Origin of the sequence: Halomonas cerina (genome assembly GCF_014192215.1) — a bacterium.
Lineage (GTDB): Bacteria > Pseudomonadota > Gammaproteobacteria > Pseudomonadales > Halomonadaceae > Halomonas > Halomonas cerina.
Map to the genome: position 1 here is coordinate 37,157 of NZ_JACHXP010000024.1, position 14,952 is coordinate 52,108.

Below are 14,952 nucleotides of genomic sequence, written 5' to 3' on the forward strand. Positions count from 1 at the left end.
GAGGGACAGGAATCGGAAATGATGGTGGGCCGTCAACACTTGTGCGGGCACATGCCGGCTGAAGGCGTGTATGTCTACCTGGCCGCAAACTTTCTCGAAGAGGATCGGCACTGGCGCTGGTGCCTGTACTTCGAGCGCACGGCGACGGAAAAAGATCTGAATACCTACCATATGCTGGAGCAGGAGGGCGATACCCTCTGGAGCGCAGCCATCGGCATCAGCCACTGCCCTTTCTGCGGTGAAGGCCTGCCTGACGATACGCTCAAGGAAGATCGTGTCGCCGAGATGGTCATGACCGATTATCGCTTCGACTGGTTGGGTAGATAATCCCGAATTCGTTGCCAGGAGCCGCTACAGCAAGCCATGAGCGAATACCAATACTACGAATTCCTGGCCGTGGACCGGCCCTTGAGCGTGGATGACCAGCAGGCGCTGCGAGAGATTTCCAGCCGGGCGCGCATCACGGCGACCGGCTTTACCAATCACTATGAATGGGGCAACTTGAAGTCCGACCCCACCCAGCTGCTGCTGCGCTACTTCGACCTGCATGTCTATGTGGCGATATGGGGATCAAAACGCCTGCTGATTCGGCTGCCCAGGACAGCACTTTCCCTGATGGATCTGGACGCCTTCCAACTGGATGAGTGTGGTCTGCTGGAGGTCCGTCAGACTCCCGAAGGTTGGCTGATCGACATTGATGTCGAAGGTGACGAAGAGGCCGCTTGGGACGAGTTCGACGATGGAAGCGGCTGGATGGGGGCGCTGGCGGGGTTGCGCCAGGAGCTGCTCTCCGGCGACCTGCGGCTGTTCTACCTCTGTTGGCTGTGGGCCGTGCAGGTCGACTATATCCGCGAAGAGACCCTGGAGCCGCTGCCAGGCATCGGCCCCCTGACCCCCAGCCAGCAGGCGCTGGCCGAGTTCATGGCGCTCGATCCCATGCTGGTGGAGGCCGCTGCCGAGTCCGGCGAGAAGGCGCCTGCCGGCAGTGAGGTCGAGGGCTTTCTTGCATCCCTTTCCCTGCAGGAAAAGGATGCGCTGTTGCGGCGCCTGCTGGAGGGTGACGGCGGTGTGCCCGCCGAGCTGCAGCGTCGCCTTCGCCAGTATGGTCAGGCGGATCAGCCGCCGCGGCGCAACGTGGCTGAGCTGAAGCTACGGGCCGATGCCTCTCACGAGCGCCATCGCCAGGCCTATCTGGAGGAGAAGGCACGCCGGGAAGCGGAACAGGCGGCGGCAGAAGAAAAACAGCGTCAGGCGCGAGTGGCCCAGGTGGCCAGGCTGGGCGAGCGAGCCTGGCAGGAAGCGCTGAGCCAGATTGGCCGTCGGCAGCCCAAGGGCTACGAGATGGCCGCCGGGTTGCTGGCGGACCTGCGTGAGCTGGCCATCGAACGCGGCGATCAGGCCGCCTTCGAGGCGCGCCTAGACAGGATCGTGGCCGAGCATCGGCGCAAGGGGCGCTTCCTTGAGCAGCTGCAACGCCACGGGCTGTTGCCGTGAATCCTGAGAAGCCTCGCTCTCGTATGCCCGCAGCTGCGTGTCCGCGCAATCGACCAGCGTCTGCAGTCTGATGGTCGTACCGGCTGATGATGGGCGGGAGGTCGTGCCCCCGGCCTGGTTGCCAAGGTTTGCCTCGTTCGGTCCAATAGCGCCTTGAACCTCTCCGTCGAGGAGCTCCCGTGCCGCAACCCTACTTGCATGATCCCGCGCTGGCCCTCTTCCAGGTCCTTCGTCAGATGGGCTGGCAGACAAGCTTCGACCCCGGCTCGCTGTCGCGGGGCCTGGGCTATGCCCGACAGGGGCGGGTCCGCCATGGGATAAGCCTGGAGCAGGAGGGCGAGCTGCTGGTGCTGCGTGGCCGGGTGGCCGGTAGCGGGCGCAACACCTATGTGACCAATCTGGCCGTCGATCCCGACAACCCGGCGATGGGCGTGATCAGCGACTGCAGCTGCCCGGTGGGGCGCCAGTGCAAGCATGGGGTAGCGCTGGTTCGCACCTTCCTCGACGAGATAAGCGCCGACGACCCGCCGCTGGAGGCGGAGCCCAAGGATGTCACGTCGCAGCTCGAGCGGCAGTGGGAGGCGTGGCTGGCCAGCCTCGAGGCGCCGGACGGCGCTGGCTTGCCCCTGGAACGGGTCGAGCCGGAGTATCGCCTTGGGCTGTTTCTCGATATCAAGGCCGGCCCCAGAGTGCCGACCCTCAAGGTGCTGCCGGTGTGGCTGCGGCCCTCGAAGCAGCGCACGCGGGGTTCCGGCTGGGTATCGCCCAAGGTGATCCAGGCGTCTCGTGAAGGTGGGATCGTGCCGAGGCCCGAGGCCGGCTGGAGCCCCGACCAGGAGGAGGCGCTCGACCTGCTGTTGCATGGCGAGACCGATATCCATTGGGGCAGTTCGCACCATGCCTGGGCGGTGCTCTCGTATACCTTTCAGGCGCGCGCCTTGTGGGCGCTGCTGGAGAGCGATGAGCCGCCACTGCTGTTCCATCAGAAGCAGACGGGCGCCGTGCTCTCGCTGGGCCCGGAGTACTCGCTGGAAATGGCCTGGCAGGCCGATGCCCAGGGCGTGCAGCATCTTGCAGCGCAGATCGTCCCACAAGGCAGCTGTTCCGAGCGGGTGATGATGGCTAGGGTGGGGCGGACGCTCTGCTATCTCGATCCCGAACGGGGGCGGTTCGGCAGGCTGCGTGGTGACCCGCAGCAGTTGGTGCGGCTGCGCGATGCGCCCCCGCTGCCGCCTGAAATGAGCGAGTGGCTGGGCGAGCGGCTGCGCAAGAGGCCAACGCTGGCAAGCCAGCTGCCGGCACCGCAGAGGGTAGAGGCGCGCACCTTGGAAGACGTGGCGCCGCGACTCAAGGTCATCATGCGGGTGGCGGAAGGCCAGCTGGGGTACCGCGACAGGGTGCCGGCGCCGCGTTGGATCAGCGTGGGCGCCGGCGTGGTGGGCTTCGACTACGACGGGGTGGAGGTGACGCCCGAACCGGGCGAATCGGCCCAAGTCTTTCGGCACGGCCAGCGGCTCACGATCAAGCGCGATCCCGAGGCGGAATTGGGCCTTGTGCGTTCCCTGCCGCCAGGCATGGTGACGCTGGAGCGGCTGATCGAGCTTGAGGCAGTGCCGGCCTATCTGGATCTGCCACCCTGGTCGCTGCTGCTGCCCACCGGCGATGGCCCCCCGGCCAGCGCCGCCGAGTGGCCCACTCACCTGGCCGGCCCGGAGGGCTGGTGGCCGATGATTGCCAAGTTGCGTGAGGCGGGTTGTGTGGTGGTGTTCGCCGAGGAGTTTCCGGAGGAGCCGCGATACCTCGAGCCGGAGGCCTGGTATGGCGAGCTGGAGCCGGCCGGCAACGGCTGGTTCGACCTGGCGCTGGATATCGAGGTGGAGGGTGAACGCCTGAACCTGCTGCCGATTCTGCGTCAGCTGTTCAAGGATCCGGACTTCCCGCTGGACGCCGCCGACGACGAGCCGGCCGAGGCGAGCTGGGAGCTGGCGTTGGATGAGGAGCGTCGCCTGGTACTGCCGCTTTCGCGGCTGCGTTCGCTGATGGCGCCGATTCTCGACTGGCTGGGCGATGAACAGGACCCCGAGGCGGCGCTGCAGCTGCCGGTCACCGCCGCCGAGCGCGTGGCGCCGTTGGCCGAGCATGAGCGCTGGGCAGGGCGCGAGGATGTCGCGGCCCTGGCCCGACGCCTCAGGGGGCTGCCATCCAGCCTGCCGACGCCGGCAGGCTTTCATGGCGAGCTGCGCGACTATCAGGCCCGCGGCATCGCGTGGATGCGCTTTCTTTCGGAGCTTGAGACTGGCGGCATCCTGGCCGACGACATGGGGCTGGGCAAGACCGTGCAGGTGCTGGCGCATCTGCTCGATGAGCGCGCCCGCGGCACGTTGGCGGGCCCGGTCCTGGTGGTGGCGCCCACCAGCCTGGTGGGCAACTGGTGCGCCGAGACGGCTCGCTTCGCCCCGGACCTCGAGGTGCTGGCGCTGCAGGGTGGCAAGGCCCAGCGTCACCGCCAGATCGAGGGGGCGCTGCCCGGGGCCGATCTGGTGGTCACCACCTATCCGCTGCTGATTCGCGACCTGGAGCGGCTGCGCGAGGTCGCGTTCGGGCTGCTGGTGCTCGACGAGGCCCAGGCGATCAAGAACGCCGCCAGCCAGACCGCCCGGGCGGTGCGCGAGCTCGACGCTCGGCGCGCCCTGGCCATGACCGGCACGCCGCTGGAAAACCACTTGGGCGAGCTGTGGGCCCAGCTGGACGCCGTGGCGCCAGGAGCGCTGGGCAGCCAGCAGTGGTTCGGTCAGCACTTCCGCACGCCCATCGAGAAGGAAGGCGACGTGGTGCTGCGCCAGCGGCTCTCGAGGCGTATCGCGCCGCTGATGCTGCGGCGCACCAAGCAGCAGGTGCTCGCCGAGCTGCCCGAGAAGACCGAGAGCCGGCGTGAGATCACCCTTTCCGGTAGCCAGCGTGAACTCTACGAAAGCCTGCGCCTGGCCCAGCACCAGCGGGTGCAGCAGGCCATCGCCGAGCGCGGCCTGGCCGGCTCCGGTATCGTGATGCTCGATGCGCTGCTCAAGCTGCGCCAGGTGTGCTGCGACCCGCGCCTAGTCAAGCTGGACAGCGCGAAGAAGGTGCGCCGATCGGCCAAGCTGGACCAGCTGCGCGAGCTGCTGCCGCCGCTGATCGAGGAGGGGCGGCGCATCCTGGTGTTCTCGCAGTTCACCGAGATGCTATCGCGGATCGGCCAATCGCTTGAGCGCGACGGCATTCCCTACACCACGCTCACCGGCGACACCCCCGGCAAGACTCGGACGCAGCGGGTGGCGCTGTTCCAGCAGGGCGAGATCCCCGTATTCCTGATCAGCCTCAAGGCCGGCGGCACGGGCCTCAACCTCACCGCCGCGGACACGGTGATCCACTACGATCCCTGGTGGAATCCCGCGGTGGAAGCCCAGGCCACCGGCCGCGCCCATCGCCTGGGCCAGCAGAACCCGGTGTTCGTCTACAAGCTGGTCTGTGCCGGTACAGTGGAGGAGCGCATCCTCGACCTGCAGGCCCGCAAGGCGGATCTCGCCGCCTCGATCCTGGAAGGGGGCACCGAGTCCAAGGGCGACGGCCCGCTGTTCGATGAGGAGGACCTGGCGCTGCTGTTCGCGCCGGTGGCGTAGGTGCCAGTCCCGCTCTGGCAGGCCGCATGGCGGTTAGAGGATCGGGACTGCTCTTGGGCTCGTGCTCAGGTCGTCGTGGTCGGTAGAGAAAGGGTGTAGCGCCGACTCGACGCGTCAGCCCTCCTTCTCCACGCTGGCGGTTTCCTGTGGGGTGATCTCTTCCAGGTCCTTCTGCAGCTTGTTCAGGTAATGCAGCAGGCTTACGGTCTCGTCGAAGCCGAGGCCCTTGAGCCCCTGGGCGTAGAAGTCCTGGATCCTGGGTTGCAGACTCTCCCAGAACTCCCGCCCCTGGGGGGTCAACTGGATCAGCCGAGCGCGGCCATCATCGGGATGGGGGATCCGCCGCACATGGCCTTCCCGCTCGAGGCGCTTGAGGACGCCGTCCAGGCTCTGCCGGCTGACGATCAGGTACTCCGTCAGGTCATTGAAGGCGATGCCTTCCTCGTAGCCCTTGCGGGACAGGGCGCCGAGCACCGCCCACTGCACCGTGGTCAATCCCACGGCGCTGGCCGTCTGCTTCTGCAGGATGTTGCTGGCCTGGAAGAGCCGGAAGAAAAGGCGGTTGGCCACGGTCCTGTCGTTCTGGACAGCCATCTGAAGCACTCCTGTGTCTTGCCAGGTCAACCCTGGGCTCGGCGACGTCAGTCGGGAAGCGCCGCCTGGCCCCGCCTGGCAAGGGCGGCTCACCGCGGCACCGACTGACGTGCAATGATGTTCTTCATGATCTGTGCCGTGCCATCGCCGATCTGCAGGCCCATCACGTCACGCAGGCGCTGGGCGAAGGGCAGGTCCTCGCCGTAGCCGGTGTGGCCGTGGGCCAGCAGGCACTGCTTGACGACATCGAAGGCCAGTTTGGGGCCCCACCACTTGCACATGGCCGCTTCCGTGGTGTGAGGCCGGTCGTGGTCCTTCAGCCACAGGGCGTAGTAGCACTGCAGGCGAGCGGCCTGGACGAACGTCTGGTATTCGGCCAGGGGGTGGGTCAATCCCTGGAAGGCCGCCAGCGGCTGGCCGAAGGCCTCGCGCTCGGTGAGCCACTGCCAGGTCTCGTCCAGCGACTGCTGGGCCACCGCCAGGCACTGCAGGCCGATCAGCGCGCGGCTGTAGTCGAAGCCTTGCATGACCTGCTTGAAGCCCTGTCCTTCGTCGCCCAGCATGTGATCCGCCGGCACCGCCACATTGTCGAAGAAAATCGAGCCGCGGCCAATGGCCTGTTGCCCTGAATCCTCGAAACGGCTGGTGGTGATGCCGTCCAGGTCCATGGGCACCAGGAAGGCGCTGATGCCGCCGGCGCGCTGTTCCTGGCTGCCGGTACGCGCGAACACCACCGCCACGTCGGACTGGTCGGCCATGGAGATGGAGGTCTTCTCGCCGTTGAGCACGAAGTGCTCGCCCTGACGGCTGGCCTTGAGCTTGAGGTTGGCGGCGTCACTGCCGCCGTGGGGCTCGGTCAGGGCGATGCAGCAGATCTTCTGCCCGGCAGTGATGCCGGAAAGCCACTCCTGGGCCAGCTCGGGGCGTGCATGGTGGGCGATGATCTGGCCATTGAGCGAGGCCAGCAGCGGCAGGTAGCCGACGTTGAAGTCGCCGCGGGCGATTTCCTCGATGATCACGCCGCTGGTCACGCAGTCCAGGCCGCTGCCGCCGAATTCCTCCGGCAGTTCGCCGCCCAGGCAGCCCATCTCGCCGAGCATCTCGACGATCTCGCGCTCGATGCGGCCGTCCGTCTCGCGCTGCCGGTAGCGGGGGGCCAGCAGGTCGGCGGACAGCTTGGCCACGCTCTCGCGGATGGCATCCTGTTGTTCGGTAAAGGCAAAGTTCATGGCTGTCTTCATCCTCTCGGGGGGCCGCCGGTTCGCCGAACCGGCGGCTTGCGTCAACGCCGAACCGGCATCACTTGTTGTAATACTTGCGAAACTCCGGCTTGCGCTTCTCCTTGAAGGCCGCCACGCCCTCCTTCGATTCCTCGGTGTCGTAGTAGAGGCTCAGGGCCTGCATGCCCAGTGCCCCGATGCCGGCGATGTTCTCGCTGTCGGCATTGAAGGAGCGCTTGGCGATGGAGAGCGCGGTGGGGCTCTTCTCGAGGATCTCGTCGCACCACTTGCGCACTTCCTCGTCGAGTTGCTCCGGCGGCACCACGGCGTTGACCAGCCCCCAGTCCATGGCCTGCTGGGCGGTGTACTTACGGCACAGGTACCAGATCTCCCGGGCGCGCTTCTCGCCGACGACTCGGGCGAGGTAGGCGGTGCCGAAGCCGGGGTCCACCGACCCCACCTTGGGACCCACCTGGCCGAAGATGGCGGTCTCGGCGGCGATGGACAGATCGCACACCACGTGCAGCACATGGCCGCCACCGATGGCGAAGCCGTTGACCCGGGCGATGACCGGCTTGGGCACCTGGCGGATCAGGGTCTGCAGCTCCTCGACCGGCAGGCCGATAATGCCGCGACCGTCGTACTGCCCCTCGTGGGCGCCCTGGTCACCGCCGGTGCAGAAGGCCTTGTCGCCGGCCCCGGTGAGCACGATCACGCCGATCGACTTGTCCCAGCCGGCGCGGTTGAAGGCATCGAGCAGCTCCATGCAGGTCTGGCCGCGGAAGGCGTTGTAGCGGTCCGGACGGTTGATGGTGATGGTGGCAACACCGTCGGTGACGTCATAGAGGATATCTTCGTAGTTCATCTTGGAGCTCCTGGGTTTCAAGACTGAGAGTGAGGTAGCAAGTGGCTTAGCCGGCCATGGTCAGGCCGCCGGACACACTGACCACCTGGCCGGTGATGAAGCTGGCCTCGTCGCTGGCGAGCAGGGTGATGATGCCGGGGTAGTCCTCAGGCTGGCCGATGCGGCGCATGGGCACGGCGTTGCGGAAGGCTTCCAGCAGCTTCTCCGGGTCGCGGGCGGTATCCGCCACACCCTTGAGCAGCGCGGTATCGGTGGGGCCGGGGCAGACCACGTTGAGGGTGACGTTCTTGCTGGCGAGCTCGCGGGCCAGGGTCTTGCTCAGGCCGATCAGGCCGGCCTTGCACGCAGCGTAGACGGCCTCGCCGGAGGAGCCGACCCGGGCGGCGTCGGAGGCGATGTTGATCACCCGGCCGCCGCCGGCCTCGACCATCTTCGGCAGCACCACGTGGTGCATGTTGAGCGCACCCGTCAGGTTGACGGCGATCAGCGACTCCCACATGGCCGGCTCGGTCTTGAGGAACGGCATGAAGCGGTCATAGCCGGCGTTGTTGACCAGCACCGTAGGCGTGCCCAGATCCTGCTCGATGCTCGCCACGGTGGAAACGATGGCGTCGTAGTCGGTGATATCGGCGGCATAGGCTTTTGCCTGGCCGTCGGTGGCGCTAATGGCGTCCACGGTGGCCTGAGCCGCCTGCTCGTCGCGGTCGAGCACTGCCACCTTGGCGCCATGTTCGGCGAAGCGCTGGCACACCGCACGGCCGATACCGCCGCCGCCGCCGGTCACGATAACGGTCCTTCCATTCAATCCTTTCATTGTTGTCTCCACTCTGCTGGGGATGTCTTGAGGTCGTGTCGTCTGCTGAAGCGGTGCCTCAGCGGTTCGGGGTGTTCTGCTTGGCCTGCTCACGCAGCTTGAACTTCTGGATCTTGCCGGAGGGGGTGCGCGGCAGTTCGTCGAGCACCTCCAGGAACTCCGGGTGGTACTGGCGGGTCACCTTGCGCTCGGTCAGGAAGGCGCAGACTTCCTCGAGGGTCAGCGATTCCTCGCCCTCCTTGAGGGTCACGTAGGCGCATAGCCGCTCGCCGAGGCGTTCGTCGGGCTTGCCCACCAGGGCCAGGGTCTGGATCTTGGGGTGCTGATAGAGGGTGTTCTCGATGTCGACAATGGGGATGTTCTCCCCGCCGCGGATCACCACGTCCTTGGAGCGCCCGGTGATACGCACATAGCCTTGCTCATCCAGGCGTGCCAGGTCGCCGGTGGGGAACCAGCCCTCGTCATCCACGCCGTAGAGTTCGGGCTGCTTGAAGTAGCCGACGAACAGGCTGGCGCCGCGCATGTAGAGCGGTCCTTCCTGGCCGGCCGGCAGTGGGCTGCCCTCCATGTCGGTGACCTTGAGCTCCACATAGGGCAGCGGCACGCCGTCGGTATGCACGGCCCGCTCGGGGTCGTCGTCGGGCAGGGTGGTGGTCACCGCGCCGTTCTCGGTCATGCCCCAGGCGGAGAGAATCCGGGTCGGCAGGTGCTTCGCGGCCTTCTCCACCAGGGGGCTGGGAATCGGGGCGCCGGCACACAGGAAGCGCGTCAGCGACTGCAGATCCGGACCGTGGTCGAGGGCCTGTTCGGCAATATCGGCCAGGAAGGGGGTCGAGCCGAGCATCAGGCTGGGCTGCTCGGTGCGAATGATGCGCGTCGCTTCTTCGGGCTTCCAGGTGTCCTGCAGCACCGCCGTAGCCTTGAGGTAGACAGGCAGCATCAGGCCGTAGAGGAACCCCAACTGGTGCGCCAGCGGGGAGGGCATGAAGGTCGTGTCGCTCTCCTTCAGCCCTAGTCGCTCGGCGAAGGGGCGGATATTGCTGAACAGGGTGTTGGAGGTGTGCATCACGCCCTTGGGCTTGCCGGTGGTGCCGGAGGTATAGAGGATCTGCACCACGTCGTCGCCCGACAGGCGGCGCGACTCGAACAGGGCGGCGGTATCGGTCTCCTCTTCCCAGGCACGTGCCAGCAGCACCTTCTCGAAGCTGTCCTCGCCCTCGCTGTCGATGACCAGCACATGCTGAAGGGTGGGAAGCTCGTCTTTCAGGCCGTGGGCCATGGCGGCGTGGTCGAAGCCGCGGAAGGTCCGGGGAACCACCAGCACCTTGCTTTCGGCCAGGCCGAGCATGAACGCTAGTTCGTGCTCGCGGAAGATCGGCATCAGCGGGTTGAGCACCGCGCCGATGCGCACGCAGGCCAGGTGCAGGGCGGTCATCTGCCACCAGTTGGGTAGCTGGCAGGAGACCACGTCGCCTTTCTCTACGCCGAGTCCGGCGAGGCCTGCCGCCATGCGGGTGACCCTGTCACTCAGCTCCTGATAGCTGAGTTCGGCGCGGCTACCCTCGGCCATCTGGTAGGTGATGATGGCGGCGCGATCGCCGCCGGAGGCCACCGCCTCGTCCAGGTAGTCGGTAATGGTTTGGTCATTCCAGGCCCCCGCCTCGACCATGGCGTTTCTGCGCTCTGGCGTCAGGTTTGTCTCGATAGCCATACAAGCTCCTGAATGTGCGTTGTTGTTGGGGTGCGTGGCGTGGTAGCTGGCATCGCCGTTGTCGTGCACCTGTTGAGAAAGCTAGGCCAGGCCAAAAATTATGTCAACTACTTGTCTTTTTTTATTTGTGAGTCTAGGCTCAAATGCAAGAAGATAGGCAAGACTTGGCCATGTTGATGACAAGTAGTTGTCATGAAAGGGCGATCGGCCTGCTGGTTACCGCTGAACACGACTCGGCTGAACACAACAATTCCGGAGAGAACATGCCATGAACCACGCCGTGACCCTGACTCGCAACGGCAACTGCGGCCTGATCGATCGCACCGCTCCGGCGACTACACCGGAAGACGACAGGCAGACGCTGGGCGAGGCGCTGGCCGCCGGAGGGGCGCGCCGCACCCGAGAGCTGCCGATCCAGGCCGAAGCCGCCGATCCCCGTGCCTGGCTGGCCCAGCGGCGCCACGCCCTTCCGGCCAGCGAAGTGGAGGAGCCGGCCCCCGTCAGGGTCATCGAGGCGCTCGAGGCAGCACTCCTCGAGCCCTTCGACGCGGCGCTTGCCCGCGAGCGCGCGCTGTTCGTGGCCTGTCGCGACTCGCCCCAGCGTCAGGCCAAGGTGGAGGCCTTTCTGGCCCGCAAGCATGACAGGGCCCGCCCGAACGGGGCGCGCCACGACGACTCTCGAGGGAGCACAGCATGAAGATCCGATTCAGCGACGAGGAACTGGCCTTTCGCGATGAGGTGAGGGCCTTCCTCAAGGCCGAACTGCCCGATGACATCGCCGCCAAGGTGCGCCTTGGCAAGAAGCTTTCCAAGGAGGACCACCAGCGCTGGCAGGCGATCCTCAACCGCCGCGGCTGGTATGCCGCCAACTGGCCGGTCGAATATGGCGGCACCGGCTGGAGCGTGGTGGAGAAGCATATCTTCGAGGAGGAGTGTGCGGCTCACGGGGCGCCGCGGCTGATCTCCTTCGGCGTCAACATGGTCGCACCGGTGATCATCAAGTTCGGCACCCCGCAGCAGAAGGCGTATTACTTGCCGCGCATCCTTGACGGCACCGACTGGTGGTGCCAGGGCTATTCCGAGCCGGGGGCCGGCTCCGACCTGGCCGCCGTGAAGACCCGGGCGGTGCGCGAGCGCGATCACTACATCGTCAACGGCCAGAAGACCTGGACCACCCTGGGCCAGCACGCCAACCGCATCTTCTGTCTGGTGCGCACCGACCCCGAGGCCAAGCCCCAGGCCGGCATCTCCTTCCTGCTGATCGACATGGACACCCCGGGGATCTCGGTGCAGCCGATCATCACTCTGGATGGGGCCCACGAGGTCAACGAGGTGTTCTTCGACAACGTCCGCGTCCCGGTGGAGAACCTGGTGGGCAAGGAGAACGATGGCTGGACCTGCGCCAAGTACTTGCTGACCCATGAGCGTACCGGCCAGGCGGGGGTCGGCATCTCTAAGGCCGCGCTGGCCCACCTCAAGGCCATCGCCTCCCGCGAGGTGATCGACGGCCGCCCGGCCCTGGAAGACCCGCTGCTGCGTCAGCGCATCGCCGAGGTGGAGATGCGCCTGATGGCGGTGGAGATGAGTACCCTGCGCATCCTGGCCCGGGCCCAGGCCGGTGGGGTACCCGGCGCCGAGAGCTCGATTCTCAAGATCACCGGCTCCGAGATTCGCCAGGCGATCAGCGACCTGGCCCGTCGGGTGCTGGGGCCCCACGCCCTGCCATTCCTGGCCGACGAGATGGCGCTCGAGCATGACGGCGAGCCGCTGCATGCCGATTACAGCGTCACCCCGGCCGCCCACTACTTCAACCTGCGCAAGCTGTCGATCTACGGCGGCTCCAACGAGATCCAGAAGAACATCCTGGCGAAGGCCCAGCTGGGCTTATAGGAGGCCACCATGGACTTTTCACTCAGTGACGAGCAGCAGATGCTGCAGGACATGCTGGCCAGGCTGGTCAGGGAACACTACACCTTCGAGCACCGCGATCAGGTGCAGCGCAGCGAGCCGGGCTTCAGCGAGGCCTTCCAGGGCCAGCTGGCCGAGCTCGGGGTGCTGGCGGTGCCCATCGACGAGGCTCACGGCGGCATGGGCGGCAGTGGCGTCGATCACCTGGTGGTGATGCAGGAGCTGGGCCGCGGGCTCTGCCTGGAGCCCTTCCTGGAGTCCCAGCTGCTGGGCGGCGGGCTGGTGCAGGCGCTGGGCAGCGATGCCCAGCGCGAGGCGCTGCTGCCGGCGCTGGCTGCCGGAGAGCTGCGCCTGGCGGTGGCCACCGAGGAGCCGCGTACCCACTACTGCTCCGCGTGGACCGAGACCCGCGCCGAGCGAGTGACCGACGGCTGGCGTCTGTCGGGCCGCAAGTCGGTGGTGATCGGTGGCCAGGCCGCCCATCGCATCTTGGTGGTGGCGCGCACCGCGGGGGAGCCCGGCGAATGTGACGGCCTCTCGCTGTTTGTGGTCGACCCCGCCGCGGACGGCGTGCAGCGCCGCGCCTACCCCACCATGGCGGGGCCCTGGGCCTGCGACCTGACCCTCGATGGCGTGACGCTGGCCGACGATGCCCTGCTGGGCGACGCCGGTGAGGCCTTCGAGGCGCTGGACCATCAGCGGGGACGCGCCATGGCGGCCCAGTGTGCCGAGGCGGTGGGCAGCATGCAGCAGGCCTGTGAGCTGACCCTGGAGTACCTCAAGACCCGCGAGCAGTTCGGCAAGCCGATCGGCCGCTTCCAGGTGCTCCAGCACCGCATGGTGGACATGACCACCGAGCTGGAGCTGGCCACCTCCATGGCGATCCTCGCCGCTTGCGTGGCCGACGAGCCGGCAAGCGTCGAGCGCAGCCGCCAGCTGATCGCCGCCCAGCACGTGGTCAAGCGCGCCGCCCAGTTCATCGCCGAGCAGGCGATCCAGCTCCACGGTGGTATCGGCATGACCTGGGAGTACAGCCTCGCCCACCATGCCCGCCACCTGGTGATGCTCGGCCATCGCTTCGGCGATGACGACCATCACCTCAAGGCCTATGCCGACCTCCTCGAGGCCAGCTGAAAAACGACAGCCCCATAACGACAAGCACAGGAACCTTCGACATGTCCCAGATGCCCGCTTTCCATTGGCAAGACCCGCTGCTGCTCGATCAGCAGCTCAGCGACGAAGAGCGCATGGTGCAGCAGAGCGCCGCCCAGTTCGCCGCCGACAAGCTCGCGCCCCGCGTGCTGGAGGCCTTCCGTCATGAGCAGACCGACCCGGCGATCTTCCGCGAGATGGGCGAGACCGGCCTGCTGGGCGCCACCATTCCCGAGGAATACGGCGGTAGCGGCCTCAACTACGTCTGCTACGGGCTGATTGCCCGCGAAGTCGAGCGCGTCGATTCCGGCTACCGCTCGATGATGAGCGTGCAGTCCTCGCTGGTAATGGTGCCGATCAATGAATTCGGCACCGAGGCGACCAAACAGAAGTACCTGCCCAAACTGGCCAGCGGCGAGTGGATCGGCTGCTTCGGCCTCACCGAGCCCAATCACGGCTCCGACCCCGGCTCGATGGTGACCCGCGCCCGCCGGGTCGAGGGCGGCTGGCGCCTGACCGGCAGCAAGACCTGGATCACCAACAGCCCCATCGCCGATGTCTTCGTGGTGTGGGCCAAGGATGACGAGGGCGATATCCGCGGCTTCGTGCTGGAGAAGGGCTGGGAGGGCCTCTCCGCGCCCGTCATCCATGGCAAGGTCGGGCTGCGCGCCTCGATCACCGGCGAGATCGTCCTGGACGACGTCTTCGTGCCCGAGGAGAACCGCTTCCCCGAGGTACGCGGCCTCAAGGGCCCCTTCACCTGCCTCAATTCGGCCCGCTACGGCATCAGTTGGGGCGCGCTGGGGGCCGCCGAGGACTGCTGGCACACCGCCCGCCAGTACACCCTGGACCGCCACCAGTTCGGCCGACCGCTGGCCGCCAACCAGCTGATCCAGAAGAAGCTGGCCGACATGCAGACCGATATCTGCCTGGCCCTGCAGGGCTGCCTGCGCCTGGGGCGCATGAAGGACGAGGGCATCGCCGCCTCGGAGATCACCTCGATCATGAAGCGCAACAGCTGCGGCAAGGCGCTGGATATCGCGCGGCTGGCCCGCGACATGCTGGGCGGCAACGGCATCAGCGACGAGTTCGGGGTGGCCCGCCATCTGGTCAACCTCGAGGTGGTGAACACCTACGAGGGCACCCATGACGTCCACGCCCTGATCCTCGGTCGGGCGCAGACCGGCATCCAGGCCTTCTGTTAGGCGCTTTTCATCCAGCAGCTGAGCCGATCGTCCTTAAGCTCATTGCCAAGCGCTCACTCGGTGGGCGCCGGGGGCAAGGTGAAGCGAGGGTCCTTTGCCATGGATGGCAAAGGTAGCGCCCAGGGAGGGGTTCACAGCGCCCTCGCGAAGGCTTGCCGACGGAAAAGCCCACCGATTGTGGAAGGCGCTGTTAGTGGCAACAACACAAGGTAAGGGGAGAGCACCCATGAAGATCCTCGTCGCGGTCAAACGCGTCATCGATTACAACGTCAAGATCCGGGTCAAGCCGGACCACTCCGACGTCGACCTCACCAACGTCAAGATGGCCCT

At 66.5% G+C, this 14,952-nt stretch carries 12 protein-coding genes and 1 pseudogene; 8 read left to right on the plus strand and 5 right to left on the minus strand.

Going from position 1 to position 14,952, the window contains the following annotated elements:
• The first annotated feature begins 18 nt into the window (after positions 1–18).
• The 3 genes from FHR94_RS17585 to FHR94_RS20000 all read left to right on the plus strand — a co-directional run bounded on the left by FHR94_RS17585 (position 19) and on the right by FHR94_RS20000 (position 5,153).
• Positions 19–327 carry a hypothetical protein gene (locus FHR94_RS17585; RefSeq protein ID WP_183327736.1) on the plus strand — a complete coding sequence of 103 codons (309 nt, stop codon included), beginning with the start codon at positions 19–21 and terminating at the stop codon, positions 325–327.
• 36 nt (positions 328–363) lie between these two features.
• Positions 364–1,494 carry a hypothetical protein gene (locus FHR94_RS17590; protein ID WP_183327738.1) on the plus strand — a complete coding sequence of 377 codons (1,131 nt, stop codon included), beginning with the start codon at positions 364–366 and terminating at the stop codon, positions 1,492–1,494.
• 179 nt (positions 1,495–1,673) lie between these two features.
• Complete coding sequence (locus tag FHR94_RS20000; protein WP_183327740.1) at positions 1,674–5,153, plus strand: SNF2-related protein; 3,480 nt, start codon at positions 1,674–1,676, stop codon at positions 5,151–5,153.
• A gap of 114 nt (positions 5,154–5,267) precedes the next feature.
• Here the strand turns inward: FHR94_RS20000 and FHR94_RS17600 are convergent, their stop codons facing one another.
• The 5 genes from FHR94_RS17600 to FHR94_RS17620 all read right to left on the minus strand — a co-directional run bounded on the left by FHR94_RS17600 (position 5,268) and on the right by FHR94_RS17620 (position 10,357).
• Positions 5,268–5,747 carry a MarR family winged helix-turn-helix transcriptional regulator gene (locus FHR94_RS17600; RefSeq protein WP_183327742.1) on the minus strand — a complete coding sequence of 160 codons (480 nt, stop codon included), beginning with the start codon at positions 5,745–5,747 and terminating at the stop codon, positions 5,268–5,270.
• Between the two features lie 89 nt (positions 5,748–5,836).
• The gene (gene aliB / locus FHR94_RS17605; protein ID WP_183327744.1) at positions 5,837–6,976 is read right to left on the minus strand and encodes a cyclohexanecarboxyl-CoA dehydrogenase; all 1,140 of its coding nucleotides are present in this window, start codon (positions 6,974–6,976) and stop codon (positions 5,837–5,839) included.
• Positions 6,977–7,046: 70 nt separating this feature from the next.
• Entirely contained in the window at positions 7,047–7,832 is a 786-nt protein-coding gene (gene badI, locus FHR94_RS17610; RefSeq protein WP_183327746.1) for a 2-ketocyclohexanecarboxyl-CoA hydrolase, read from the minus strand.
• 46 nt (positions 7,833–7,878) lie between these two features.
• A complete protein-coding gene (locus tag FHR94_RS17615; protein WP_183327748.1) occupies positions 7,879–8,646 on the minus strand; it encodes an SDR family NAD(P)-dependent oxidoreductase in 768 nt (255 codons plus the stop codon).
• 58 nt (positions 8,647–8,704) lie between these two features.
• Positions 8,705–10,357: a cyclohexanecarboxylate-CoA ligase gene (locus tag FHR94_RS17620; protein WP_183327750.1), complete on the minus strand. Its 1,653-nt coding sequence runs from the start codon at positions 10,355–10,357 to the stop codon at positions 8,705–8,707.
• Between the two features lie 268 nt (positions 10,358–10,625).
• On the opposite strand from FHR94_RS17620, the gene FHR94_RS17625 reads away from it, so the two are divergent.
• From FHR94_RS17625 to FHR94_RS17645, 5 genes and pseudogenes are all read left to right on the plus strand, one after another.
• Complete coding sequence (locus FHR94_RS17625; protein WP_183327759.1) at positions 10,626–11,054, plus strand: hypothetical protein; 429 nt, start codon at positions 10,626–10,628, stop codon at positions 11,052–11,054.
• Positions 11,051–12,247, plus strand: a complete 1,197-nt coding sequence (locus tag FHR94_RS17630; protein ID WP_183327760.1) for an acyl-CoA dehydrogenase family protein — start codon at positions 11,051–11,053, stop codon at positions 12,245–12,247. The genes FHR94_RS17625 and FHR94_RS17630 overlap by 4 nt, the downstream gene beginning before the upstream one ends.
• 9 nt (positions 12,248–12,256) lie before the next feature.
• Positions 12,257–13,399 carry an acyl-CoA dehydrogenase family protein gene (locus FHR94_RS17635; RefSeq protein WP_183327762.1) on the plus strand — a complete coding sequence of 381 codons (1,143 nt, stop codon included), beginning with the start codon at positions 12,257–12,259 and terminating at the stop codon, positions 13,397–13,399.
• Positions 13,400–13,440: 41 nt separating this feature from the next.
• Positions 13,441–14,622, plus strand: coding sequence for an acyl-CoA dehydrogenase (locus FHR94_RS17640; RefSeq protein WP_183327764.1), 1,182 nt, complete (start codon positions 13,441–13,443; stop codon positions 14,620–14,622).
• Between the two features lie 226 nt (positions 14,623–14,848).
• Positions 14,849–14,952: pseudogene (locus FHR94_RS17645) on the plus strand (electron transfer flavoprotein subunit beta/FixA family protein); the annotation flags it as partial.

What these genes read in the sequence shown, in the direction of transcription:
- FHR94_RS17585 (WP_183327736.1), top strand. Translation starts at nt 19, where the DNA reads ATGATGGTGGGCCGTCAACACTTGTGCGGGCACATGCCGGCTGAAGGC.
- FHR94_RS17590 (WP_183327738.1), top strand. Translation starts at nt 364, where the DNA reads ATGAGCGAATACCAATACTACGAATTCCTGGCCGTGGACCGGCCCTTG.
- FHR94_RS17600 (WP_183327742.1), bottom strand. Translation starts at nt 5,747, where the DNA reads ATGGCTGTCCAGAACGACAGGACCGTGGCCAACCGCCTTTTCTTCCGG.
- aliB (WP_183327744.1), bottom strand. Translation starts at nt 6,976, where the DNA reads ATGAACTTTGCCTTTACCGAACAACAGGATGCCATCCGCGAGAGCGTG.
- badI (WP_183327746.1), bottom strand. Translation starts at nt 7,832, where the DNA reads ATGAACTACGAAGATATCCTCTATGACGTCACCGACGGTGTTGCCACC.
- FHR94_RS17615 (WP_183327748.1), bottom strand. Translation starts at nt 8,646, where the DNA reads ATGAAAGGATTGAATGGAAGGACCGTTATCGTGACCGGCGGCGGCGGC.
- FHR94_RS17620 (WP_183327750.1), bottom strand. Translation starts at nt 10,357, where the DNA reads ATGGCTATCGAGACAAACCTGACGCCAGAGCGCAGAAACGCCATGGTC.
- FHR94_RS17625 (WP_183327759.1), top strand. Translation starts at nt 10,626, where the DNA reads ATGAACCACGCCGTGACCCTGACTCGCAACGGCAACTGCGGCCTGATC.
- FHR94_RS17630 (WP_183327760.1), top strand. Translation starts at nt 11,051, where the DNA reads ATGAAGATCCGATTCAGCGACGAGGAACTGGCCTTTCGCGATGAGGTG.
- FHR94_RS17635 (WP_183327762.1), top strand. Translation starts at nt 12,257, where the DNA reads ATGGACTTTTCACTCAGTGACGAGCAGCAGATGCTGCAGGACATGCTG.
- FHR94_RS17640 (WP_183327764.1), top strand. Translation starts at nt 13,441, where the DNA reads ATGTCCCAGATGCCCGCTTTCCATTGGCAAGACCCGCTGCTGCTCGAT.